Source organism: Kordiimonas sp. UBA4487, assembly GCF_002389025.1.
Lineage (GTDB): Bacteria > Pseudomonadota > Alphaproteobacteria > Sphingomonadales > Kordiimonadaceae > Kordiimonas > Kordiimonas lacus.
Genome location: NZ_DGNR01000003.1, coordinates 400,658 through 422,770 on the forward strand (window position 1 = coordinate 400,658; position 22,113 = coordinate 422,770).

The following is a 22,113-nucleotide window of genomic DNA, read 5'->3' on the forward strand; positions in this document are numbered from 1 at the left end:
TTTCCTTTGCTATAATAGTGTGGCACAGAAGGTGCTGAGATTAACAAGGAGGGCCTATGTCTGGGATTGGTGCAACACTTGCCATTATGATGATGCTGTTTCAGGGCATTGACGAAACAGGCACGGCTGTCGCGCGGCCGCTGGGCGAGGTGCACCTCAATGAGGGAAACGGCAGCTACTATCAAGTCTTCGAGTTTTACGGCAAGCCGCCCCACACATGGCGCCACGCCAAACGTATGGTGCGTGGTTACCTCTATGAAGGCAGGGAAGGGCAGCTGGCGACCGTCAAGGACGTGGAAACCCACTATTTCCTGCTTCTGAATTTCCCGATGATCCGCACCAGCCCCATGTGGCTTGGCCTGAGCGCGACCTGCAACGAGACTGCCGACCTGTTGTGGGTGGACGGCAGCAACCTCGCAGATCAATCTTTCCGCGGTTTTGGCGAAGGCGCGCTCAGGGACATCAGCCGGACCTGCCGTGCCCGCAAGGATAGCGGTATGGAAATTCCGATTTTCTACGAGCCCGACGCCTTTGGCGTGCGCTGGCAGATGGGTAGGGGCAATCAGAACCTGACCTATATGATGGTTGAATTTCCGGTGCCCACTGAGGAAGAAGCCGCAGAAGAAGGCGGGCAGGACTAGCCTGCCTTAGCCCTGCAGCAGTTTGGCCGCCATGGGCGCAAAATAGCTTAGAACCCCGTTTGCGCCCGCGCGCTTGAATGCCAGCAGCGATTCCATCATCACAGCATCCTGATCCAGCCAGCCATTCTGTGCGGCGGCCATTAGCATCGCATATTCGCCAGACACCTGATAGGCGTAGGTGGGCACACCGAATGTGTCTTTCACATCACGCACGATGTCCAGGTACGGCATGCCAGGCTTGACCATCACGCTGTCCGCGCCTTCCAGAATGTCCTGCTCAATTTCGCGCAAGGCCTCGGCACGGTTGGCCGGGTCCATCTGGTAGGTTTTCTTGTCACCCTTCAGCGCACCCTTGCTGCCAACCGCATCGCGGAACGGGCCATAGAAGGCGGAGGCGTATTTGGCGCTGTAGGCCATGATCTGCACATGTTGGAACCCTGCCTTGTCCAATTCACCGCGAATGGCACCAACACGGCCGTCCATCATGTCGGATGGGGCGATAATGTCGGCGCCGGCCTCAGCCTGCACCACCGCCTGCTGCACCAAGACGCCAACGGTTTCATCATTCAGGATCACGCCATCTTCAACCAGGCCGTCCTGGCCGTGGCTGGTGTAGGGGTCCAGCGCCACATCGGCCATCAGGCCAATCTCCGGCACCGCATCCTTGATGGCGCGCATGGCTGTGTTGATCAGATTGTCCGGGTTCAGCGCCTCGTCGCCACGCTCGTCGCGCTTGTCGGATGGTGTGTTGGGGAACAGGGCAATGCAGGGAATGCCCAGGCTTGCCGCTTCCTTGGCCGCTTTCACCGCTTCATCGACCGACAACCGGTTGACGCCCGGCATGGAGGCCACAGGCTCGACAACGCCTTTGCCTTCACGCACAAAAATTGGCCAGATCAGATCATCGGCGGACAGGTGGTTTTCGCGCACCATGCGGCGGGACCAGTCTGTAGCGCGCGGGCGGCGCAGGCGCGTGGCGGGGAAACGAGCTGTCATATAGGTATCCTTACTGAAATTTTCGCGCATCTTAGGCACGCAAAAGCAAGTTTGTCACTGCTTGCTGAAAATTTGGAGCAATATGCCGCACCAAACGGCTTCCGATCACGAAAATAGTTCAAATTTTAGCATTAATAATCCGTTAGTACTTGTGGAGCAGATTGTTTTTAGTCAAGATTCACTAAAAATCTTCTCTAAAAGTCAGGCAGATACCATGAGCGGTTACGATTTTAACGATCCAAAGTTCCTATTTCTCGACATTTTGAGCCTTGTCGAACGGCTTCACCGTCGACTTCTCGATGTATTGAAGAACCATATGGAGCATATCGGCTGCAATGACCTGAACCCGGTTCAGGCACTGCTGCTGCACAATATCGGCGAGAATGAAATGACCGCCGGCGAGCTTAAAACCCGCGGTTATTATCAGGGTTCCAACGTTTCCTATAACCTCAAGAAGCTGGTTGAGATGGGCTACCTGCGCCACGAGCGGTCTGATTATGACCGGCGCGCGGTCCGTATCTCGCTGACGGACAAGGGCTATGAAATCCGGAATTTGATCGATGATCTCTACAAACAGCACCTGGATGAGCTGCTGCAGGACGATCTAATCAACCATGATGAGCTGAAAAATTTGCGTAAAAACTTGCGCAACCTTGAACGCTACTGGTCTGACAAGCTACACTTCGGACTCTAGAGAGTCGCAGAGGGCAGAAAAAGACTGGCCTTGCAATTGGGCCAGTCTGTTTTTATATGCAGGTGCGACATTTTCGACTCTGGACGAAAAGCGCAGCATTGCGCTATGAAGAGCGCGCCGATACACTTCGGACAGCTGTAAGCGAATGGACTGCCTGATGGACTATAAAAAGATTTTTGCCGACGCAATCGAAGCCGTACGCCAGGAAGGGCGCTACCGCGTCTTTGCTGATATCTCGCGCGAGCGCGGCAATTTCCCACGGGCCGTACGGCACGATGCGGGCGATAACGCCCGTGCTATCACTGTCTGGTGTTCGAACGACTATCTGGGCATGGGCCAGCATGAAACCGTGATCGGCGCCATGCACAAGGCGCTGGACGAGACCGGCGCGGGTGCTGGCGGCACGCGTAACATTGCAGGCACCAACCATTATCATGTGCTTCTTGAGGAAGAACTGGCTGACCTGCACGGCAAGGAAGCCGCGCTTCTGTTTACCAGTGGCTATATTTCGAATGAGGCGACGCTCTCGACCGTAGCCAAACTGCTGCCGGGTTGCATCGTTTATTCCGATGCCATGAACCATGCATCCATGATTCAGGGCATTCGCAACAGTGGCGCGAAGAAACATATCTTCCGCCATAACGACCTCGAGCATCTTGAAGAGCTTCTGGCGGCAAGCGATCCGGCTGCGCCAAAGCTGATCGCTTTTGAATCTGTCTATTCCATGGACGGCGATATTGCACCGATCGGCAAGATCTGTGACCTGGCCGATAAATACGGCGCGATGACCTACCTTGACGAGGTGCACGCTGTTGGCCTATACGGCAAACGCGGCGGCGGTGTCTCTGAGCGCGACGGCGTGGCCGACCGGGTGACCATCATTGAAGGGACGCTTGGCAAGGCGTTTGGCGTTATGGGCGGCTATATCACTGCGTCGAAAGCGCTCGTGGATGTTGTCCGCAGCTATGCCTCCGGCTTTATCTTTACAACGGCGCTGAGCCCTGTGCTGGCTGCCGGCGCGCTTGCAAGCATTCGTCACTTGAAGGCAAGCAACGCAGAGCGCGAGCAGCACCAGGAAAGGGCTGCCAAGCTGAAAGCGCTGTTGAAGGCAGCCAACCTGCCGGTTATGGACAGCGAAAGCCACATCGTACCGGTCTTCATTGGCGATCCGGTGCTGTGTAAGGATGTGTCTGATCTGTTGCTGAACGAATATGGTATCTATGTTCAGCCGATCAATTACCCGACGGTTCCGCGGGGAACCGAACGCCTGCGCTTCACGCCGGGTCCACTTCATGACGACAATGTCATGAATGCCTTGGTCTCGGCCTTGAGCGAAGTTTGGCAGCGCCTGCACCTCAAGCGCGAGGTAGGCTGAGAGGGAAAGCCCGATGGCTTCACCTGATAACGTCATCATCGAATTTATTCGCGTCGGTAATTCCGTGCGGGTCAGTGCTGTCTGCACGCGCACCGGACGGGAAGTCCAGATCGTGGGAGACCCGCGTGCCAGCAAGCAGGAGCTTGAAGCTGTTGCGATCCGGAAGCTTCGGTATGTGATGGAGCGGGACGCGAAAGCGGGCGGGGCACCAAAAAAGGGGCTGACCATATAGGCCGCCCCTTGGAGACAATCATTTCGAATTAGTTCAGCGTTTCTTGCCGAGCCCGATTTTCTTGGCGAATTCGGATCGTTTTGCAGCATAATTCGGCGCAACCATCGGATAATCCACCGGCAGGCCCCATTTGGCGCGATAGTCTTCCGGTGTCATGCCGAAACGGGTTCTGAGATAACGCTTGAGCATCTTCAGTTTCTTCCCATCTTCAAGGCAGATGATATAGTCCTTGGTATAGGATTTATTCACCGGTACGGCGGGCTTCTGGTTGGCGCTGCCGAAAGGGCTTTGTTGTTGGCCAAGTCCGCTCAGGGTGGAGTGGACAGTCTTGATGACATCCGGCAGTTGGTCAGAATCAAGGGTATTGTTACTGACATAGGCCGCAACAATGTCTGCCACCAGACCCAACATGATTTCGCCTGAATCGGAGGAGGCGTCAAAGTCTGACATTAAATTAATGCTCCAATTTCTTAATTTTTCGAGTTTTTATTGCCGCATTTCGTTGGTGATTACAACATCAAATGGTTGTTCTTTCACAATTTATTTGTTAATAAATAGTTAATAGATGCATTCCCAAGTAATACGTCAGCTAATTTGTTGAATAAGTGATTTTCATACATGCCGCTTTTTGCGCGCTTGGGTTCTGGCCTTTTCTATGATAATCAAGCCGCGAATTCCCGCCGCAGTCCTTGGCTGCGAGACCTTTGACCGATGAGGCGTAGAATGGCATCCGAGACAATTGCAATTGCTTGCGATCATGCAGGTTTTGACCTGAAAGAAACCCTGAAAAACGAACTGTCAGACCGTGGCTATGACGTGCTGGACCTGGGCACTAACGGTCTTGAGTCTGTTGACTACCCAGATTTTGGTATTGCCATGGGTGAAGCGATTGCCAGCGGCAAGGCCAAGCGCGGTGTGCTGGTGTGTGGTTCGGGGATCGGAATATCGATCGCGGCCAACCGGAACCCTGCCGTTCGTGCGGCTCTGTGCACCGATAGCCTGATGGCAAAGCTGTCCCGCCAGCATAATGACGCCAACGTATTGTCGCTGGGCGCGCGCCTGATTGGCATTGAAACGGCACTGGATTGTCTCAACGCATTTCTGAACACTGATTTTGAAGGCGGTCGCCACCAAAGGCGGGTCGACAAAATGGGTGCTTAAAGCTAAACCCAATATACTTATTTTTCTATATTCGTAAGGGCCCACCAACGATGACTAGTTTTACCCAACCTGGTTTCTTTTCTTCCCATCTGTCCGAAACTGACCCAGAGCTGCTGAATTCAGTGACGGGCGAGCTTGAGCGCCAGCAAGGCCAGATCGAACTGATCGCATCCGAAAACATTGTCAGTCGCGCTGTGCTTGAGGCTCAGGGCTCTGTGCTGACCAACAAATATGCCGAAGGCTATCCTGGGCGCCGTTACTACCAAGGCTGTCACCATGTGGACGTGGCCGAAAACCTGGCAATCGAGCGTGCGAAGAAGCTGTTTGGGGCAGAGTTCGTCAACGTGCAGCCGCACTCTGGCGCGCAGGCCAACGGTGCTGTGATGCTTGCGCTGGCAAAGCCGGGCGACACCATCATGGGTATGAGCCTGGATGCCGGTGGTCACCTGACCCACGGTGCAGCCCCTGCGCTTTCTGGGAAATGGTTCAACGCAGTCCAGTATGGCGTACGGCGTGAAGACGCCCAGATCGACTATGATCAGGTTGCCGAAATGGCGCTTGAGCACAAGCCGACCATCATCATCGCTGGCGGTTCTGCGTACCCCCGTGTGATCGACTTCAAGCGCTTCCGCGAAATTGCTGACAGCGTGAACGCGCTTCTGTTCGTTGATATGGCACACTTCGCCGGCCTCGTGGCTGGTGGCGCGCACCCGAACCCGCTTGAGTATGCTGATATTGTCACAACCACGACGCACAAAACCCTGCGCGGCCCACGTGGCGGCATGATCCTGACCAACCGTGAGGATGTGGCGAAGAAGATCAACTCTGCGGTATTCCCAGGCCTTCAGGGCGGCCCGCTGATGCACGTGATTGCCGCGAAGGCTGTTGCGTTCGGCGAAGCGCTGCGCCCGGAATTCAAGGAATATGCGGCCCAGGTTGTCAAAAACGCCAAGGTTCTGGCTGACAAGCTCAAGGCCAACGGTTTTGATATCGTCTCTGGCGGCACCGACACCCACGTTGTGCTGGTGGACCTGCGCCCGAAAGGCTTGACCGGCAAGGCAGCAGACGAAGCGCTTGAGCGCGCCCACATGACCTGTAACAAGAACGGTGTGCCGTTCGATCCGGAAAAGCCGTTTATCACGTCCGGTATTCGCCTGGGGACGCCAGCCGGCACGACCCGTGGCTTCGGCGAAGAGGAATTCGGCCAGATTGCGGACATGATCACCGAGGTGCTGGACGGCTTGGCGGCTAACCCTGAAAACAATGATGCAGCAGAGGCCGCAGCACGCGACAAGGTCGCGGCCCTTTGTGCACGCTTCCCAATCTATAGTGAATTGGGATAAGCTTGATCACAAGATGGTGTGGGTGCATTATCCCCACACCATCAGTGACCAAGAAAAGAATTCAGGGGAGTAGGGGGCGTTATGCGTTGTCCGTTTTGTCAAAACGAAGACACTCAGGTTAAGGACAGCCGTCCGACCGACGACAAGTCGGCGATCCGGCGTCGGCGGTTTTGCCCGGCATGCGGGGCACGGTTCACCACATTTGAGCGTGTGCAGTTGCGCGAGCTGACTGTGATCAAGAAAACCGGGCGGCGCGTACCCTTTGAACGGGCCAAATTGGAGCGGTCGCTTGATATTTCCCTGCGCAAACGGCCGGTTGACCCGGACCGGGTGGAGCGCATGATCAACGGTATCGTGCGTCGGCTTGAATCCATGGGTGAAAATGAGATTGATTCGGGTGAGATTGGCCGTTTAGTTATGGAAGGGCTCGAAAGCCTCGATCAGGTAGCCTATGTGCGCTACGCATCCGTGTACCGTAACTTCCGCGAGGCTTCAGACTTTGAGAAGTTCCTGGGCAAGATGTCCGGCACGGAAGACGAGGTCTTTTCCGAAGAACCCTGACAGGGAGGCTTGAGTGGCCTCAACATCGTTAGATGAAACCTATATGAAGGCTGCGCTTGGGCTTGCCCGGCGCGGCCTTGGTACTGTTGCGCCCAATCCTGCTGTTGGCTGCATTCTGGTGAAAGACGGCATCATCATTGGCCGCGGCTGGACCCAGCCGGGCGGGCGGCCACACGCAGAAACCATGGCACTGGGGCAGGCCGGCGCCGCCGCGAAGGGGGCCACTGCCTATGTCACGCTTGAGCCTTGCGCCCATGTTGGCAAAACCGGCCCCTGTGCCGAAGCCCTTGTGAACGCAGGCATCAGCCGCTGCGTGATGGCGGTTTCGGACCCGGATTGGCGCGTGGCGGGCAAAGGGCTGGCCATTCTGGCGAACGCAGGTGTCGAGACCAGAAACGGCGTATGCGAAATGGAAGCTGCGCAGCTCAACCGGGGCTTTTTCCTGCGCGTGAGCCGCGAGCGCCCGTTATTCACCGTCAAGATCGCCAGCACGCTGGATGGTCGCATCGCCCTTGAAAATGGTGACAGCAAATGGATCACTGGCAGTGAGGCCCGGCGTTTTGGTCATATGCTCAGGGCACAGCATGACGGCATCCTTGTGGGCAGCGGTACGGTATTGGCGGACGACCCGTCGCTTGACTGCCGTCTGGCGGGGCTTGAGGGCCGATCGCCTGTACCCATTATTCTGGACGGTACACTGCAGTTGAAGCCTACCCATAAACTGGCGCAATGCGCTGCGACGCGGGGTACTGTGGTTTTCCACCAGGTGCGCGACGCTGCCAAGGAAGCGGCGCTCCAAAAACTGGGCGTTGAAACCGTCGCGGTCGAAGATACCCACGATCTTGCCGCCGTGTCAGCTATCCTTGCAGAACGCGGTTTTACCCGGGTGCTTGTCGAAGGTGGCGGGCAGGTGCATGCGTCTTTCCTGAAGGCTGGTTTTGCAGACAGGATCGCGCATTTCAGCGCCGCAAAAGCCATCGGTGCGGACGGCCGACCGGCAATTGGTGCCCTTGACCTTGCCAGCCTTGGGGAAGCGCCCCATTTTAATCTTGAGACAATTCGGCAACTGGGGCCGGATATACTTGCATCATACGTCAAGGCGGAGTAACTCAGGCGCATGTTTACCGGAATTGTTACAGATGTGGGGCGCATTCGCGCCGTGGAAGGCGACGCTGACAAGCGGGTCACGCTCGAGACCGCCTTTGATATGGCGTCCGTTGATATCGGTGCCTCCATTGCCTGTTCAGGCGTTTGCCTGACAGTGGTGGACAAAGACACAGGCTGGTTTGCGGTTGATGTGTCTGCCGAAACGCTGAAGGTGACCAACCTGAACGGTTGGGCCGAGGGCACAGAAGTCAATCTTGAGCGCTCCCTGAAGCTTGGGGACGAACTTGGCGGTCATATCGTGACAGGTCATGTGGACTGCACTGGCGAAATTGTGCGCTTTGATGAGCTTGGCGAGTCTGTCGTTATGGATATCGCAATCCCAAGCGCGCACGGAGCGTTTGTGGCCCAGAAGGGCAGCGTTACCATCGATGGGGCCTCCCTGACGGTGAATTCGGTTGCCGACGAAGGCGATGTCACGCGCTTCTCCATTAACCTGATCCCGCACACGCAGGCGGTCACCAGCTTCCGCAACAGCAAGCAGGGCGACACCGTGAATGTGGAATTCGATATTCTGGCGCGGTACGTAGCGCGCCTTCAAAGCAGAGGATAGGCCTGTGTCAGAGAGTTTCCTGTCACCCATCGAAGACGTCATTGAGGACGCGCGTAACGGGCGCATGTATATCCTGGTGGATGACGAAGACCGTGAAAACGAAGGTGATCTGATCATCCCGGCGCAGATGGCCACGCCCGACGCCATCAACTTCATGGCCAAGCACGGCCGTGGCCTGATTTGCCTGCCGCTGACGCGGGAGCGGGTTGAAGCGCTGAAGTTGCCGCAGATGAGCAACAATAACCAAGCGCGCAACCAGACGGCCTTCACCGTTTCAATCGAAGCCAAGCAGGGCGTGACAACCGGCATTTCCGCGGCTGACCGGGCGCACACGATTTCTGTGGCGATCGACGGTTCAAAAGGCGCGGACGACCTGGCCACACCGGGCCATGTGTTTCCGCTGATGGCGCAGGACGGTGGCGTGCTGATGCGGGCTGGGCATACCGAAGCCTCTGTTGATATTTCCCGCCTCGCGGGCCTCAACCCATCCGCCGTGATCTGTGAGATCATGAAGGACGACGGCACCATGGCGCGCCTGCCAGACCTGATCCCGTTTGCTAAAGAGCACGGCCTGAAAGTGGCGACCATCCGGGACCTGATTGCCTACCGGCTGAAGAATGATGTGCTGGTTGAGCGCGCGTCCGAAAGCGATTTCGTGCGCCAGAGCGGCAAGAAATGGCGTGTGGTTGTTTACCGCTCTACCGCTGACCGCCGCGAAACCGTGGCGCTGGTGCTGGGCGACATCGACAGCAGCGTGCCGACGCCAGTGCGGATGCACGCGCTGAACCCCTTCGAAGACCTGCTGGGCATGGACCATCCGCGCAGTGGCCAGCTTGAGCGCGCCATGACCGCGATTGAGGGCGAAGGCCACGGCGTTGTGGTGCTGTTCCCGGGGCAGATCGCGATCCGCCCGTCGGAGCTGCTGGAAGGCGTGCCGGCGGAAGACGACGGCAAGGAGCGTGCGCTGAAGGACATCGGGCTTGGCTCGCAGATCCTCCTCGATATCGGCGTGCGCCACATGATTCTCTATTCCAACAGCCCGAACCACTATGTTGCGCTTGATGGGTATGGTCTCGATATCGTAGAACAACGGAAAATTCCGGACGCCGGTTAGGCGCCGCACTGATTTATCGCCACACGTCCAACAAGGGCTGGCGCGTTCCAAGGAAAAAAGATGGCAAAGCCTCATATTCTTATTGTCGAAGCAAAATTCTATGCAGACCTGGCCGACGAGCTGGCGGCTGGTGCCATTGAGGCGATCGAAGCCGCGGACTGCACGTGGGACCGGTACGACGTGCCCGGTGCGCTGGAGATCCCGGCGGCGATCAAGTTTGCGCATGCGGGCCAAAAGGCGCATTTCGACGGCTATGTGGCGCTTGGCTGCGTGATCCGCGGTGAGACGACCCACTATGACTATGTGTGCGGCGAAAGCGCGCGTGGCCTGATGGACCTGGCACTCAATGAAAACCTGGCCATCGGCAACGGCATTCTGACCGTCGAGGACTGGGACCAGGCATGGGCGCGCGCGAAACGCGACCAGAAGAATAAAGGGGCAGGGGCGGCACAGGCTGCACTTGCCATGATCGGACTGAAGCAGAGTTTTGGAGTAGAATAATGTCCGCAGGATCAAAAACACCGAAGGTTGGTGGCCCCAGGAGTGCAGCGCGCCTTGCAGCCGTTCAGGCGCTCTACCAGCTGGACATGTCCGACGAACCAAAAGCCAAGATGGTGGTTGAGGAATATGTCAATCACCGCCTGGGCCAGGAAATCGAAGGCGACCAGTATGTTGCCGCTGACGCCAACCTGTTCAGCGACGTGGTGCTGGGTGCCTGGGAACGCCGCGAGGAAATTGACGGCACGCTGACAAGCTGCCTGTCATCAGACTGGCCGCTTGACCGCCTGGAGAAGCTGATCCATGCCATTTTCCGTGCGGGCGGTTATGAGCTGGTGGCGCGCCCGGATGTGCCGACCGCCGTGATCATCAATGAGTATGTCGATGTGGCGCACGGTTTTTACGAGCGCACGGAAGCGTCGTTCGTCAATGGCGTCCTCGACAGGTTTGCCAAAGCCGTGCGCACCTAGCACGTGCCCCGGCAGAAAGCAGAGAAGCTTATGGCCGGAGAATTTGACCTGATTGCCAGATATTTTCGTCCGTTGGCCGGGCCCGAGGGGCTTGGGCTTGCGGATGATGCTGCCTGCCTCACAGTACCAGACGGTCATGAACTGGTCGTGACCAAGGACCTGATCGTGGAAGGCGTTCATTTCGTTGGTGATGAGCCAGCCGCAGATATTGCCTGGAAGGCACTGGCCGTTAACCTGTCAGACCTGGCGGCCAAAGGCGCATGTCCCACACACTATTTTGTCGGGATCAGCCTGCCAAAGGGCGCACCTGAAGCCTGGATTGCCGATTTTGCTGCTGGCCTGAAAGCGTGCCAGGAGGCATTCGGCATTCAGCTTGCAGGCGGCGACACCACAGCCAGCACGAGCGGTGTGACCCTGAGTATCACAGCCATGGGGACCGTGCCATCCGGCACGATGATCAAGCGCAGCGGTGCGCAGATGGGCGATGATGTCTATGTGTCCGGCACGCTTGGTGATGCCGCGCTGGGCCTGAAGATGGTTCAGGGACGGCTGGACGCTTCAGAAGGCCTCGTGCGCCGGTATCGGAAACCCACACCTCGCGTTGCCCTGGGCCAGGCCCTTAGGGGCGTGGCATCAGCCTGCGCCGATGTCTCTGACGGACTGTTGGCCGACCTTGGGCATATCTGCGCGGCATCAGCTGTTGGCGCCCGTGTAGATCAGTCCAGCCTGCCGCTTTCGGAAGCCGTTGCCGCACTGGTGGGGCAGGACAGTGAGCTGTGGCCGTCTGTCTATGCGGGTGGGGATGACTATGAACTGGTCTTTACCGCTTCACCTTCAAACGCAGGCGCGCTGGAACGCATTGCTGTGGACTGTGGTGTCCAGCTCACGCGCATCGGTGAGGTGGAACAGGGCGGCGGATGCCATCTTGTTGATTCATCAGGTAATTTGGTGCAGTCTGGCCAGCAGGGTTACCAACATTTTTGAAATTGAACCGAGGTGTTAGTCAATGTCACAGGATGACGTATCAATTCATGGAAGCTCCGGTTCGGGCAAATTGCTCCTGATCCTCGGGCTTTTGGGTGGCATCGCGATCGGCGGCGGGCTTGGATTTTATTATTTCAAGAACATGGCGCCGGCGACCGAAGGGCAGGAACAAGAACGCAAAAAACCATCGGGACCTTTGCTGACGGTTGGCTTTGAACGCATCGCGGTACCAATCTATCTCAGGAATGAGAACAGCTCCCGCTTTGTGGGCAACTATTTTGTCGATCTGGCGGTGCAGGTTTACGGCAACGACAACCAGATTTTGGTGAAGCGTTCCCAACCGCAACTGCAACACGCCTTTATCGCAGCGATCAGCCAGAACGACCTGATGCAGGAAGACTCGCCGCTGCAGCTGGACCATGACAAGGTCGCGGCGGTCCTGAAGAAGAAGGCCGCAGAGGTTGTCGGCCCCAATGTGGTGGAAAATATCTCGATCCTCAATACCATGCGGCTGTCGCGCTAGCTGGCGGTAAAGCTTGGATTACGCAAGGCGCTGCATGTTTGCGGCGCCTTCTCTTTTTTAAGATGGTTGAAAGTCTTGAAAATGCTTCCTAAGGTGAAAACCGACCAACTTGTTGTCAGGAGTTTTAGGGGTTTGTCTACTAGAATGAATGAGCAGGGCGGACGTGTGGGGAGTATCTCTGCCCGATAAGCTCAAACTACTTGGGTTTGGTTCAAGGGAGGGAGTTTCCCATGGAAGTATTGTACGCCGCGATTGCATGCGGCGTTGCTGCCGTTCTGTACGGCATTGTAACGCGTCAGTCTATTTTGTCCGCCAGTGCGGGCTCCGAGAAAATGCAGGAAATTGCTACTGCGATCCAGGAAGGAGCGCAGGCTTACCTTAATCGTCAGTATCGTACCATCGCCATTGTGGGTGTGGTCGTTGCTGTGATTCTTTTTGTTACACTGGGGCAACTTGCTGCCCTTGGCTTTGTCATCGGCGCCGTTCTGTCGGGCGTTGCGGGCTATATTGGTATGCTGATTTCCGTCAAGGCCAACGTTCGCACAACTGAAGCTGCCAGCACCAGCCTGCAAGCAGGCCTGACCATCGCATTCCGGTCCGGCGCGGTGACAGGTATGCTGGTTGCCGGTCTCGCACTTCTTGCCGTGGCTGGTTACTATACGGTTCTGACCGGCCCAATGGGGATTGACCCAACGGACCGTGCAGTGATTGACGCCCTGGTGGCACTCGGGTTTGGTGCATCGCTTATCTCCATCTTCGCCCGTTTGGGCGGCGGTATCTTCACCAAGGGCGCCGACGTTGGCGCTGACCTCGTTGGTAAGGTGGAAGCCGGTATCCCGGAAGACGATCCACGCAACCCGGCGGTGATTGCCGATAACGTGGGCGACAACGTTGGTGACTGTGCCGGTATGGCTGCAGACCTGTTTGAAACCTACGTCGTGACCATTGGTGCGACCATGGTGCTTTCCGCGCTGTTCCTCAGTTCAGGTGCTGCAGACATCATGCAACTTCCATTGATCATCGGTGGCGGCTGTATCCTGACCTCGATCATCGGCACCTATTTTGTCAAGCTGGGCAAAAGCCAGTCGATCATGGGGGCACTATACAAAGGCTTTATCGTGACGGCGGTTCTGTCTGCCGGTGTAATGTGGTTTGCCATGGACTGGGCACTGGGCGGCGAGATGGAACGGGTTTTCCAGACGGCCTCCAGCAGCTTCACCGGGCGTGACCTCTATTACTGCGGCCTGATCGGGCTGATCGTGACCGGATTGATTATCTGGATCACTGAATATTATACCGGTACTGACTATCGCCCGGTTCGGTCGATTGCCAAGTCATCTGAAACAGGCCACGGCACGAACGTGATTCAGGGGCTAGCGATTTCCCTTGAGTCTACCGCACTGCCGACGCTGGTCATCTGTGCAGGCATTATTGTTGCCTACCAGCTTGCCGGTATCCTTGGTCTTGGCTTCGCGGCAACCGCGATGCTGGCGCTTGCAGGCATGGTTGTGGCGCTTGATGCCTACGGCCCTGTTACAGACAACGCTGGCGGTATCGCGGAAATGGCTGGCCTCGACGAGACGGTCCGGAGCCGGACTGACGCGCTTGATGCTGTGGGCAACACCACCAAAGCTGTTACCAAGGGCTATGCTATCGGTTCCGCGGGCCTGGCTGCACTGGTGCTGTTCGGTGCCTATACGGCGGACCTCAACACCTACTTCTCGGACGTTACGGTCGATTTCGGCCTGTCTAACCCGTATGTGGTTGTTGGGCTGTTCCTTGGGGCCATGCTGCCGTACCTCTTTGGTGCGATGGGCATGACAGCTGTGGGCCGCGCAGGCGGTGCAGTGGTTGAGGAAGTGCGCGAGCAGTTCCGCAATAACCCTGGCATTATGGAAGGGACATCCAAGCCGGATTATGCCCGGTCGGTTGACTTGCTGACCAAAGCAGCGATCAAGGAGATGATCATCCCAAGCCTGCTGCCTGTGGCGGCGCCGGTGATTACCTACTATCTGATCAATGCCATTGCAGGGCAGGCGGCCGCATTTGCGGCACTTGGCGCTCTTCTTCTGGGCGTGATCGTTGGCGGCCTCTTTGTCGCACTTTCCATGACCGCCGGCGGCGGCGCATGGGACAATGCGAAGAAATATATTGAGGACGGCAACCATGGCGGCAAGGGCTCTGAAGCCCACAAGGCTGCCGTGACAGGCGATACTGTTGGTGATCCGTACAAGGACACTGCAGGCCCGGCTGTGAACCCGATGATCAAGATCACCAACATCGTGGCGCTTCTGCTGCTGGCGATGCTGGCGCACTAGACACCGGTTTGATCCGAAAACAGAAAGCCCCGGCACTGCCGGGGCTTTTTCTTTGTCTGCTTCTGTTCGGGCCGGGTTAGCCGTTCGGGCCGCGACCGCTACCCTGGCTGCCAACAGGGGCGGAGCCACCTGCGAACCGGCCAACGCCGCCAAAGATCTGCTGGAAGAAGCCTTCCTTGCGGCCTTTGGTTGGGGTTTCATCATCAACCGGGTCAACCTTGCGCATGTCGGACAGGTCGTAGTTGACCACGTTGGTCACCACACCAGTGTCGCTGAAGGCTACAGCCATCACGCGGTGTTCCTGGGCATCGGGCCAGAAAACCGGGCGGATGCGAACAGTCGTGGAGATATAATACCAGGTGTTGTCGTCAAACGTGGCACGAACCGTTGGCGTGCCAAGTGTTGATTCAACCGACTGGCGGTTGTCCACGCCGGGCTGGATAGCAGCAGCAAGTTCCTTGTCGAAAACATAGCCGCGGATCATGCGTGAGTTACCGCATGCCGACAAAGCCACACCGGCCATAAGACACAGAGCCAGTGGTTTCGCCTGTTTCGCAAGAGAGGTCTTTTTCATCTACTATCCTTATTTCCGATACTGTTCGGATAAAACTTCCAGTGCTTTAATAACGGCCACCGTTGCGCGGCGCAAGGCTCCGTGTTAGAGCACGCCATAAATTTTGCAAAAGAGATGCGTTGTCCCCTTTTTCCCAAAGATTGGGGCGACATCAAGGAGGCGCCATGCTTGCGCGACTTTTTTCACTGTTCCAGAACAAAGACCAGGCCTATGCGGTGTATGGAAAACTGGTTGGCCAGGCCCGGAACCCCGTGTTTTATCAGGACTTTGGCGTGGCTGACGATATTGACGGCCGGTTTGATATGATCCTGCTGCATCTCTTCATCGTGGACCGCCGTTTTGAAAAAGAAGGCAAGGTTGCGGAAAAAGTCCGCAGACAGATCCAGGAAGCGTTGATTTCTGACATGGACCGGTCGCTCAGGGAGATGGGCGTCGGGGACATGTCCGTGGGCAAGGAAGTCAAAAAGATGGGCGCTGCCTGGTTTGGCCGGGTGAAAGCATATAGTGCTGCGGTCAAGGCAGATGCGCCGAAGCCTGACCTGGCGGCTGCAATTGCAAAGAATATCTATAAGGGCGCAGAGACACCCTTCGCGGGTCAGATGGCGGACTATGCCCTTGAAGCCCTTCAGAAATTAGCAAGCTATACATTCGAAGAAATGGTAGCATCAGAGTTCGAATTCCCGGACATTAAGGTGGAGGCCAAATAGATGACTGACCAACTATCATTGGACTGCACTGTCAAGATTACCGAACTGGAACGCACACCAAAGGAATTCAAGCTGGTTGCGACCGAAGCGCAATGCAAGGACCTGGCAGAGCGCTTTGACCTTGTTGCAGTCGCGGAGCTTTTGGGCACCCTGTCTGTGTGGGATGCGGGCGCCGACAGCGGTATCCATATCAAGGGATCGATCGCGGCCAAGCTGACACAGCGCTGCATTGCATCCCTGAAGCCGGTTGAAGAATCGTTTGAAACGGATTTTGAGCTGATGCTTGTGAACCCGGAAATGGCGGACCGGATGGATGACGAAGGCGTCTACCTGGACCCGGAGGCACCAGACTATGACGCACTTGAAGGCGATGTGGTGCCACTGGGGGAAGTGCTGGCACAGACCCTGTCGATTTCCATGAACCCCTATCCGCGGGCCGAGGGCGTCGAGCTTGAAACAAAGAAAATGACAGGCGTTAGCATTAACGAACCTGAGCTTGAACGTCCCAATCCGTTTGCTGTTCTTGCAAAATCACGCGACGAATCTTGAAGTGCAAGGTAAAATCGCTATGGTCGTTGCAAATGACAAATGCTGAAAGCGCATTGAGGGATGCGCCTGAGGCTCTATAATAACCCGCGGGACCAACGCGTTAGACTGGATACGTATACGTGGCAAAAAATATAACGATCGCCGTCGATGCCATGGGGGGCGACCATGCACCTGACATGGTCATAGAAGGCATTGCTCAGGCCCGGACGTTCTTTCCTGGCACTCAGTTTCTGGTATTTGGCGATGAAGCGCGCATCAAACCGCTTCTGGACAAACAGCCGGACCTGACGGCAGCCAGCACGCTTGTGCACACAAGCGATGTCGTTACATCAGACATGAAGCCATCCCAGGCGCTCAGGAAAGGGCGGCAGTCTTCCATGGGGCTGGCAATCCAGGCAGTGAAAGACGGTACTGCTGATGTTGCCATTTCCGCGGGCAATACCGGCGCGCTGATGGCGCTGGCCAAGTTCCTGCTGCGCACGATGCCGGGGATTGACCGGCCGGCGCTTATTTCGCCGCTTCCCACTCTCAGGGGTGAAAGCGTGATGCTTGATCTGGGTGCGAATGTGGAATGCGACAGCAACAACCTTGTCCAGTTCGGCATCATGGGTGCTGCCTATGTGCGTACGGTGCTTGGGCTGTCGAAGCCTACTGTTGCGCTGCTGAATGTTGGCGTTGAAGACCTGAAGGGCAAGGACAGCATCAAGGCTGCTGCGGACGTTCTCAGGGCATCCAAGCATCTGCCTCTTGATTTCGTTGGATTTGTCGAAGGCAACCATATTGCCACCGGTGAAGTGGATGTGGTGGTTACGGACGGCTTTACAGGCAACGTGGCCCTGAAAACGGCAGAAGGTACGGCGCGGCTGGTCACAGACCTTCTTGGCCGGGCATTCCGCTCCTCAATGTCGACAAAGCTTGGCTATCTGCTGGCAAGGCACGGCTTGCGGTCGCTCAGAGACCATATGGACCCCAACAACCATAATGGCGGTGTGTTCCTCGGCCTGAATGGTCTTGTGATGAAAAGCCATGGTGGTGCCAATGCGCATGGTTTTGCCTCGGCTGTCACGTCAGCGATCGATATGGCGCAGAATGACCTGATTCGCCTGATCAGCGAAGATTTGCAGCGCATCGTCGATGACGAGGCGGCAGCTGGAGCAGCATAAATTCCTGTGAATAGGGCGATAAATCCCGTTTTCTGGCCCAAAATATAAGGGCGGGGATATAAACCCTTCTAAATATTGACTAAAAGCTGACAGGCGCGTTGACTCGCTTTCGCGCTTCGATTAGCTTTTTTAGTAACAGGTAATTTGCCTATTCACCAGCAGGGGGCAGAAATGAGCGACAACACACTTACTCGTGCGGATCTGACTGAAGCAGTTTACGAAGAGGTCGGGCTGTCGAGGAACGAGTCTGCTGACCTTGTTGAAGCGGTTCTCGGCGAGATCTCCGATTGCCTGGTGGCTGGTGAAAATGTGAAAATTTCCTCGTTTGGCAGTTTCCTTGTGCGCCAGAAGAACGGTCGCATGGGGCGCAACCCCAAAACGGGCGAAGAGGTGCCGATCGATCCTCGGCGCGTTCTTGTTTTCCGGCCTAGCCAGGTCATGAAAGACCGTATCAACGCCTGAGGTCGGTCTCGGACCCTAAACCAGGTCTAAAGGAGTCGGTTGTGAGTGAAACTGCGTCAGGTCTTGATCGTCCGAGGGGCGGGAAGGGCCGCGAAGCGTTCCGTACCATATCCGAAGTGGCAGATGAACTGGATCTGCCACAACATGTCCTGCGTTTCTGGGAAAGCAAGTTCACTCAGGTCAAGCCGCTCAAGCGGGGTGGCAATCGTCGCTACTACCGGCCTGATGACGTCACGCTCCTGAAGGCCATCAAGAAATTGCTGCATTCTGACGGCTATACCATTCGCGGCGTTCAAAAGCTTTTCAAGGCTCAGGGGCTGAAAGCAACCATCTTTGAAGCGCTTGAAATGGTGGATGACGGTGCAGTCGAGGCAGCACCCGAAGCGGCGGCTGAAGTCACAGAGGTTGCTTCCGATGTTCAGGCTCCCGCAGCCGATGGTGCGCAAGATAGCGCGGCACTGCGCGATGTGCTGGACCGCCTGAAAGCCCTCAGGGCCCGTCTTTCCTGATATAACTTTAGCGTTTCGGCGTGATTTTGTAGGCGCAGCGTTTGCCACCTGACAGAAGGTGCTCTGTGCGCTCCACCTCGGCTTCGTCCGCCAGCAGCTCCTTAAACAGGCTCAGTTCCTTGCCGCACAAGCCGCTACAGGCTTTTGCTGCCTCGCAAATAGGGCAGTGGTTCTCCAGCAGGAACAGCGTGCCGTCTTTCTCAACCGCTTCCGCCATATAGCCTTCGTTCGCTCGCTCTTTCGCCAGCGCCTTAAGGCGGTCCTGCAGGGTCGCCTTTCCTGCAAAGCTCGCCTCATATCGGCTTTTTTGCTTGAGGGTTCGGTGGTCTACCAGGCGTTCCAGGCCTTCCGGCCCAAAGAGGTCTTTCATGCTGTCGATAAGGTCCAGCGACAGGTCGCGGTGCGCGTCCGGGAAATAGACATCTGCTTTTTCCGTCAGCTCCCACATTTTGGCAGGCCGCCCACGACCTTGCGGCTTGGCGCAGCATACAACGGCGCCTTCATCCCGCAGCTGATACAGATGCTGGCGGATCGCCATGGGCGTCAATTCCAGCTTTTCGGCCAGGTCATCAGCGCGGCAAGCGCCAACGCGCTTCAGTTCTGTCAAGATGATTTCACGGGTCGTTTGCATGGTTTCTCCTTGGTTGGGTATTTATTAAAGAAAAAACTTGAATAAATCAAGAGAGGCTTCTATATCGGATTTACTAAAGATAAAACTTTAGAAAAGGAGGCTGCCATGGGTGGCGATTTAGCATGGGTAGAATACGGTCGCATCAGGGCCGAGTTACGACAGCAAGGAGAGACGACATGGAAAAGCCAGAAGCCGGTGCCGGTAAAGATTGGAAAAATCTGGGCCAGCTTGCAGGGCTCAAAGAAACGGGCCGCCATGTCCTGAAGCTTAACGGCAAACAGATCGCGCTTCTGAACACAGAGGCCGGTCTGTTCGCCATCAACAACCGGTGCCCGCACGAAGGCTATCCGTTGGTTGAGGGTACGCTCAATGACAGCTGCACGCTTGCCTGCAATTGGCACGGTTGGGCGTTTGACCTCAAGAGCGGCGAAGCGCTTCAGGGCAGGGACGCGGTGCGGACCTACCCGGTAGAACGCCGGGGCAAGGATATCTGGATCGACCTGACGCCTGTTCCAAATACCGTGCGGGCAGCCAAAGCCTTTGATGAGATGGACGAGGCCATGGCGGAGCATGACTATGAGCGCATCGCAAGGTCGCTGTGCCGCCTGGATCAAGCCAATGTGACCTATGAGGACGTCGCGAAACGGGTGATCAGTTGGTCGCTTTCCCGCTTTGAGCGTGGTTTTGGCCATGCCCACGCGGGTCTTGCTGACTGGATCGACCTTGCTGGCGATGATGATGACCTGCGGCTGGTTGCCTTCCTTGAGGCCTTCGGGAATTTTTCCTGGGATGCGCTCTTCAGCCAGCCCCTGGAGCTTCCTGCAAAGGCTGCGCCTTGGGGCGCTAAGGCCTTTCTTAAGGAGCTGGAGGCCATGAACAGCCTGGCGGCCCTTGGCCGTGTCCGGGGTGCGTTTGAGGCGGGCCTCCGCTTCAGGGACATCAAGCCTGCCTATCTGGACTTTATCTTCAGCCACTATGCAGGCTTTGGCCATCCGGCCATTTATGTCACCGCGCTCGAGCGGCTGAGTGCCAAGCTGGGGGCAGAGGTTGAGGAAACCCTGGCGCTTCAGTTGGCGCACTATCTGTGTGTCGCAGCGCGGGAGGACCTGATCCCCGAATTCCGTGGCTTTGCTGACTATCTGCGGGTTGAGCCCGGGAGTGGCCCCGTGCCGAAGGCGGCTGATCTGGTTGGCGCTTCTGTGCGCCAAACCATGGCGGTGACCGCGTCGTCCCTGGCGCGACCAGAAGCGCTGTATGAAGCCCTTCTGGGGGCATCGGCCCTTAATATGCTGGGGTTCGACCTTGAGCTTCAGCATGCGGTAAAGCAGCCGATTGCCCGCAATATTGGCTGGCTCGATTTCACCCACGCCATCACCTTCGCGGAAGCGGTGCACACGCACGCGTCTGAAAACGCGGGCTACTGGCAATCCGGGCTGATGCAGATGGCTTGTTTCGTTGGCCGCAACAGTGCCTATGTGGGTGAAGTTGACCTTGCCAAGTGGCGGGTAACTGACAAGCGGGCGTTCCTGGCACAGCAGAAGGCGGCGCTTTTTAACATGGATGAGGGCGAATATATCTACGGCGTCCACCGGCTTAAGATGATGTGTGCCGTCGCGCGGCTGGACCGGATCGTCAGCGAGGCGACATCCGAATTGGTGTTCGCGGCCCTCAACCGCTATCTGCACACACGCCTGCGCCAGCGCCACCCGGCAAGGGCGGCCTATCAGGCCCGGCAAAGCGTTTTGCGGGAGGGGTAATTTTTCCAAAAAACCGTGTTGCGCTGCCCGCATGCCAAAGCTATAGTCCGCGCCACCAGAATGCTGGTATCATCAGCATCCTTTGTCGGGGAGTGGCGCAGTCTGGTAGCGCACTACACTGGGGGTGTAGGGGTCGCAGGTTCAAATCCTGTCTCTCCGACCAAATGAACGGGTCAGCGGTTATTGCTGGCCCGTTTTCTTTTGCCCCCCTTTCTTTTGAATGTTTCTTTCCTTGCGATTTTGTTGCACTGCGGTAATGTGCAACCCGTTCATGTTGCGCAGCAGCAAGGAAGGCACTTTGGAACTCATTCTGACGCATCTCCTGCCTCTTATTGGCGCTGGCCTTGTCGCCGGTTTCCTAGCTGGTTTGCTGGGGATTGGCGGCGGGATTGTCACCATTCCTGTGCTGGTTCTGGTGTACCGGAAAATTGGCATGCCTGAAGCCTGGCTGATGCATATTGCCATCGCCTCCTCGTTGACCGCCATCATCGCAACCAATACATCCAGCGTGTTTGCGCACCACCGGAAGCAGGGGGTCGATTGGTCGATCGTCAAAGGCTGGTGGTTTGTCGTGGCCCTTGGCGCCGTGCTGGGAAGTTTCTTCGCCAAGGGGCTCAAGACAGCTGAACTGGTATATTTCTTCGCGACGCTTGCAGGCCTTGTGGCCATCAAGATGATGTTGCCCTTTGACCGCTGGAAGCTTGGTAGCGAGCTGCCAAGCAGAAAGGCCCGCTTTGTGGCCCCGGGCCTGATCGGCTTTTTCTCTGCCATTATGGGCATCGGGGGCGGCAGTTTTTCAGTTCCCTACATGACGCTCTATTCCGTTCCAATCCACAAAGCTGTCGGCACCGCATCCCTTATCGGGCTTGTTGTCAGCGTTTCAGCCGGTATTGGCTATCTGATTGGCGGTTGGGGAATTACAGGGCTGCCTTCAGGGATGGCGGGCTTCATTCACTTGCCGTCGGCCTTCACGGTTGCGATCGCGGCTGTTCTGATGGCCCCTGTTGGTGCTAAAGTAGCCCACATGCTGCCCAGAACTGTGCTCAGTATCGTATTTGGTATCTTCTTGGTCGTTGCGACCATCAAGCTCGTGAGTGGCATATAAGCCGCCACCGGAATTTGAGGGACAGGTTA

27 protein-coding genes and 1 tRNA gene are annotated in these 22,113 nt (G+C 56.7%); 23 read left to right on the forward strand and 5 right to left on the reverse strand.

Features of this window, described 5'->3' with window-relative positions:
• Positions 1–56 precede the first annotated feature (56 nt).
• Positions 57–641, forward strand: a complete 585-nt coding sequence (locus tag B3Z17_RS03185; protein ID WP_286828529.1) for a C-type lectin domain-containing protein — start codon at positions 57–59, stop codon at positions 639–641.
• Between the two features lie 6 nt (positions 642–647).
• On the opposite strand, the gene hemB is transcribed toward B3Z17_RS03185, so the two are convergent.
• On the reverse strand, positions 648–1,637 hold the full coding sequence (hemB, locus tag B3Z17_RS03190; protein WP_286828530.1) for a porphobilinogen synthase: 990 nt from the start codon (positions 1,635–1,637) through the stop codon (positions 648–650).
• A 214-nt stretch (positions 1,638–1,851) separates the two neighbouring features.
• On the opposite strand from hemB, the gene B3Z17_RS03195 reads away from it, so the two are divergent.
• From B3Z17_RS03195 to B3Z17_RS03205, 3 genes are all read left to right on the forward strand, one after another.
• A complete protein-coding gene (locus B3Z17_RS03195) occupies positions 1,852–2,331 on the forward strand; it encodes a MarR family winged helix-turn-helix transcriptional regulator (RefSeq protein WP_068305888.1) in 480 nt (159 codons plus the stop codon).
• A 157-nt stretch (positions 2,332–2,488) separates the two neighbouring features.
• Complete coding sequence (gene hemA, locus B3Z17_RS03200) at positions 2,489–3,706, forward strand: 5-aminolevulinate synthase (RefSeq protein ID WP_286828531.1); 1,218 nt, start codon at positions 2,489–2,491, stop codon at positions 3,704–3,706.
• Positions 3,707–3,719: 13 nt separating this feature from the next.
• On the forward strand, positions 3,720–3,938 hold the full coding sequence (locus B3Z17_RS03205; protein WP_068305890.1) for a DUF6898 family protein: 219 nt from the start codon (positions 3,720–3,722) through the stop codon (positions 3,936–3,938).
• Positions 3,939–3,971: 33 nt separating this feature from the next.
• On the opposite strand, the gene B3Z17_RS03210 is transcribed toward B3Z17_RS03205, so the two are convergent.
• Entirely contained in the window at positions 3,972–4,388 is a 417-nt protein-coding gene (locus B3Z17_RS03210; protein ID WP_068305892.1) for a MucR family transcriptional regulator, read from the reverse strand.
• A 273-nt stretch (positions 4,389–4,661) separates the two neighbouring features.
• On the opposite strand from B3Z17_RS03210, the gene rpiB reads away from it, so the two are divergent.
• From rpiB to B3Z17_RS03265, 11 genes are all read left to right on the forward strand, one after another.
• Positions 4,662–5,099: a ribose 5-phosphate isomerase B gene (rpiB, locus tag B3Z17_RS03215; RefSeq protein ID WP_068305894.1), complete on the forward strand. Its 438-nt coding sequence runs from the start codon at positions 4,662–4,664 to the stop codon at positions 5,097–5,099.
• Between the two features lie 50 nt (positions 5,100–5,149).
• A complete protein-coding gene (glyA, locus tag B3Z17_RS03220) occupies positions 5,150–6,442 on the forward strand; it encodes a serine hydroxymethyltransferase (protein ID WP_286828532.1) in 1,293 nt (430 codons plus the stop codon).
• 81 nt (positions 6,443–6,523) lie between these two features.
• Positions 6,524–7,003, forward strand: coding sequence for a transcriptional regulator NrdR (gene nrdR / locus B3Z17_RS03225; RefSeq protein WP_068305899.1), 480 nt, complete (start codon positions 6,524–6,526; stop codon positions 7,001–7,003).
• A gap of 13 nt (positions 7,004–7,016) precedes the next feature.
• A complete protein-coding gene (gene ribD / locus B3Z17_RS03230; protein WP_286828533.1) occupies positions 7,017–8,111 on the forward strand; it encodes a bifunctional diaminohydroxyphosphoribosylaminopyrimidine deaminase/5-amino-6-(5-phosphoribosylamino)uracil reductase RibD in 1,095 nt (364 codons plus the stop codon).
• A gap of 9 nt (positions 8,112–8,120) precedes the next feature.
• A complete protein-coding gene (locus tag B3Z17_RS03235) occupies positions 8,121–8,720 on the forward strand; it encodes a riboflavin synthase (protein ID WP_286828534.1) in 600 nt (199 codons plus the stop codon).
• 4 nt (positions 8,721–8,724) lie between these two features.
• Complete coding sequence (ribB, locus tag B3Z17_RS03240; protein WP_068305902.1) at positions 8,725–9,834, forward strand: 3,4-dihydroxy-2-butanone-4-phosphate synthase; 1,110 nt, start codon at positions 8,725–8,727, stop codon at positions 9,832–9,834.
• A 60-nt stretch (positions 9,835–9,894) separates the two neighbouring features.
• Positions 9,895–10,335, forward strand: coding sequence for a 6,7-dimethyl-8-ribityllumazine synthase (locus B3Z17_RS03245; RefSeq protein WP_068305903.1), 441 nt, complete (start codon positions 9,895–9,897; stop codon positions 10,333–10,335).
• On the forward strand, positions 10,335–10,802 hold the full coding sequence (gene nusB / locus B3Z17_RS03250; protein ID WP_068305906.1) for a transcription antitermination factor NusB: 468 nt from the start codon (positions 10,335–10,337) through the stop codon (positions 10,800–10,802). The genes B3Z17_RS03245 and nusB overlap by 1 nt, the downstream gene beginning before the upstream one ends.
• A gap of 30 nt (positions 10,803–10,832) precedes the next feature.
• Positions 10,833–11,786, forward strand: a complete 954-nt coding sequence (gene thiL / locus B3Z17_RS03255) for a thiamine-phosphate kinase (protein WP_286828535.1) — start codon at positions 10,833–10,835, stop codon at positions 11,784–11,786.
• Positions 11,787–11,808: 22 nt separating this feature from the next.
• The gene (locus B3Z17_RS03260; protein WP_286828536.1) at positions 11,809–12,309 is read left to right on the forward strand and encodes a hypothetical protein; all 501 of its coding nucleotides are present in this window, start codon (positions 11,809–11,811) and stop codon (positions 12,307–12,309) included.
• 230 nt (positions 12,310–12,539) lie between these two features.
• Positions 12,540–14,627, forward strand: coding sequence for a sodium-translocating pyrophosphatase (locus tag B3Z17_RS03265; protein ID WP_286828537.1), 2,088 nt, complete (start codon positions 12,540–12,542; stop codon positions 14,625–14,627).
• 76 nt (positions 14,628–14,703) lie between these two features.
• Here B3Z17_RS03265 and B3Z17_RS03270 read toward each other — a convergent pair whose 3' ends face one another.
• Positions 14,704–15,201 (reverse strand): outer membrane protein assembly factor BamE, encoded by a 498-nt coding sequence (locus tag B3Z17_RS03270; protein WP_286828538.1) that lies wholly within the window; start codon positions 15,199–15,201, stop codon positions 14,704–14,706.
• A gap of 164 nt (positions 15,202–15,365) precedes the next feature.
• Here B3Z17_RS03270 and B3Z17_RS03275 point away from each other — a divergent pair, with 164 nt between their 5' ends.
• The 5 genes from B3Z17_RS03275 to B3Z17_RS03295 all read left to right on the forward strand — a co-directional run bounded on the left by B3Z17_RS03275 (position 15,366) and on the right by B3Z17_RS03295 (position 18,591).
• Positions 15,366–15,908, forward strand: coding sequence for a ubiquinol-cytochrome C chaperone family protein (locus tag B3Z17_RS03275; RefSeq protein WP_068305920.1), 543 nt, complete (start codon positions 15,366–15,368; stop codon positions 15,906–15,908).
• Entirely contained in the window at positions 15,909–16,457 is a 549-nt protein-coding gene (locus B3Z17_RS03280; RefSeq protein WP_286828539.1) for a YceD family protein, read from the forward strand.
• Between the two features lie 119 nt (positions 16,458–16,576).
• Positions 16,577–17,620, forward strand: coding sequence for a phosphate acyltransferase PlsX (gene plsX / locus B3Z17_RS03285; RefSeq protein ID WP_286828540.1), 1,044 nt, complete (start codon positions 16,577–16,579; stop codon positions 17,618–17,620).
• Between the two features lie 171 nt (positions 17,621–17,791).
• Positions 17,792–18,082: an integration host factor subunit alpha gene (locus tag B3Z17_RS03290; RefSeq protein WP_068305924.1), complete on the forward strand. Its 291-nt coding sequence runs from the start codon at positions 17,792–17,794 to the stop codon at positions 18,080–18,082.
• Positions 18,083–18,123: 41 nt separating this feature from the next.
• Positions 18,124–18,591: a MerR family transcriptional regulator gene (locus B3Z17_RS03295; RefSeq protein WP_068305925.1), complete on the forward strand. Its 468-nt coding sequence runs from the start codon at positions 18,124–18,126 to the stop codon at positions 18,589–18,591.
• Positions 18,592–18,598: 7 nt separating this feature from the next.
• On the opposite strand, the gene B3Z17_RS03300 is transcribed toward B3Z17_RS03295, so the two are convergent.
• A complete protein-coding gene (locus B3Z17_RS03300) occupies positions 18,599–19,222 on the reverse strand; it encodes a helix-turn-helix transcriptional regulator (RefSeq protein WP_286828541.1) in 624 nt (207 codons plus the stop codon).
• A 176-nt stretch (positions 19,223–19,398) separates the two neighbouring features.
• Between B3Z17_RS03300 and B3Z17_RS03305 the strand changes: the two genes are divergently transcribed.
• Entirely contained in the window at positions 19,399–20,979 is a 1,581-nt protein-coding gene (locus B3Z17_RS03305) for a Rieske (2Fe-2S) protein (RefSeq protein ID WP_286828542.1), read from the forward strand.
• 86 nt (positions 20,980–21,065) lie between these two features.
• Positions 21,066–21,142: transfer RNA gene (locus B3Z17_RS03310), tRNA-Pro, on the forward strand.
• 17 nt (positions 21,143–21,159) lie between these two features.
• Here B3Z17_RS03310 and B3Z17_RS03315 read toward each other — a convergent pair.
• The gene (locus B3Z17_RS03315; RefSeq protein WP_286828543.1) at positions 21,160–21,288 is read right to left on the reverse strand and encodes a hypothetical protein; all 129 of its coding nucleotides are present in this window, start codon (positions 21,286–21,288) and stop codon (positions 21,160–21,162) included.
• Between B3Z17_RS03315 and B3Z17_RS03320 the strand changes: the two genes are divergently transcribed.
• On the forward strand, positions 21,278–22,084 hold the full coding sequence (locus B3Z17_RS03320) for a sulfite exporter TauE/SafE family protein (protein WP_286828544.1): 807 nt from the start codon (positions 21,278–21,280) through the stop codon (positions 22,082–22,084). The genes B3Z17_RS03315 and B3Z17_RS03320 overlap by 11 nt on opposite strands.
• Positions 22,085–22,113 lie beyond the last annotated feature (29 nt).

What these genes read in the sequence shown, in the direction of transcription:
- B3Z17_RS03280 (WP_286828539.1), top strand. Translation starts at nt 15,909, where the DNA reads ATGACTGACCAACTATCATTGGACTGCACTGTCAAGATTACCGAACTG.
- hemB (WP_286828530.1), bottom strand. Translation starts at nt 1,637, where the DNA reads ATGACAGCTCGTTTCCCCGCCACGCGCCTGCGCCGCCCGCGCGCTACA.
- B3Z17_RS03185 (WP_286828529.1), top strand. Translation starts at nt 57, where the DNA reads ATGTCTGGGATTGGTGCAACACTTGCCATTATGATGATGCTGTTTCAG.
- rpiB (WP_068305894.1), top strand. Translation starts at nt 4,662, where the DNA reads ATGGCATCCGAGACAATTGCAATTGCTTGCGATCATGCAGGTTTTGAC.
- B3Z17_RS03210 (WP_068305892.1), bottom strand. Translation starts at nt 4,388, where the DNA reads ATGTCAGACTTTGACGCCTCCTCCGATTCAGGCGAAATCATGTTGGGT.
- thiL (WP_286828535.1), top strand. Translation starts at nt 10,833, where the DNA reads ATGGCCGGAGAATTTGACCTGATTGCCAGATATTTTCGTCCGTTGGCC.
- B3Z17_RS03260 (WP_286828536.1), top strand. Translation starts at nt 11,809, where the DNA reads ATGTCACAGGATGACGTATCAATTCATGGAAGCTCCGGTTCGGGCAAA.
- B3Z17_RS03290 (WP_068305924.1), top strand. Translation starts at nt 17,792, where the DNA reads ATGAGCGACAACACACTTACTCGTGCGGATCTGACTGAAGCAGTTTAC.
- B3Z17_RS03275 (WP_068305920.1), top strand. Translation starts at nt 15,366, where the DNA reads ATGCTTGCGCGACTTTTTTCACTGTTCCAGAACAAAGACCAGGCCTAT.
- B3Z17_RS03205 (WP_068305890.1), top strand. Translation starts at nt 3,720, where the DNA reads ATGGCTTCACCTGATAACGTCATCATCGAATTTATTCGCGTCGGTAAT.
- B3Z17_RS03235 (WP_286828534.1), top strand. Translation starts at nt 8,121, where the DNA reads ATGTTTACCGGAATTGTTACAGATGTGGGGCGCATTCGCGCCGTGGAA.
- nusB (WP_068305906.1), top strand. Translation starts at nt 10,335, where the DNA reads ATGTCCGCAGGATCAAAAACACCGAAGGTTGGTGGCCCCAGGAGTGCA.
- B3Z17_RS03265 (WP_286828537.1), top strand. Translation starts at nt 12,540, where the DNA reads ATGGAAGTATTGTACGCCGCGATTGCATGCGGCGTTGCTGCCGTTCTG.
- B3Z17_RS03300 (WP_286828541.1), bottom strand. Translation starts at nt 19,222, where the DNA reads ATGCAAACGACCCGTGAAATCATCTTGACAGAACTGAAGCGCGTTGGC.
- B3Z17_RS03315 (WP_286828543.1), bottom strand. Translation starts at nt 21,288, where the DNA reads ATGAGTTCCAAAGTGCCTTCCTTGCTGCTGCGCAACATGAACGGGTTG.
- B3Z17_RS03195 (WP_068305888.1), top strand. Translation starts at nt 1,852, where the DNA reads ATGAGCGGTTACGATTTTAACGATCCAAAGTTCCTATTTCTCGACATT.
- glyA (WP_286828532.1), top strand. Translation starts at nt 5,150, where the DNA reads ATGACTAGTTTTACCCAACCTGGTTTCTTTTCTTCCCATCTGTCCGAA.
- B3Z17_RS03245 (WP_068305903.1), top strand. Translation starts at nt 9,895, where the DNA reads ATGGCAAAGCCTCATATTCTTATTGTCGAAGCAAAATTCTATGCAGAC.
- hemA (WP_286828531.1), top strand. Translation starts at nt 2,489, where the DNA reads ATGGACTATAAAAAGATTTTTGCCGACGCAATCGAAGCCGTACGCCAG.
- B3Z17_RS03305 (WP_286828542.1), top strand. Translation starts at nt 19,399, where the DNA reads ATGGAAAAGCCAGAAGCCGGTGCCGGTAAAGATTGGAAAAATCTGGGC.
- nrdR (WP_068305899.1), top strand. Translation starts at nt 6,524, where the DNA reads ATGCGTTGTCCGTTTTGTCAAAACGAAGACACTCAGGTTAAGGACAGC.
- B3Z17_RS03270 (WP_286828538.1), bottom strand. Translation starts at nt 15,201, where the DNA reads ATGAAAAAGACCTCTCTTGCGAAACAGGCGAAACCACTGGCTCTGTGT.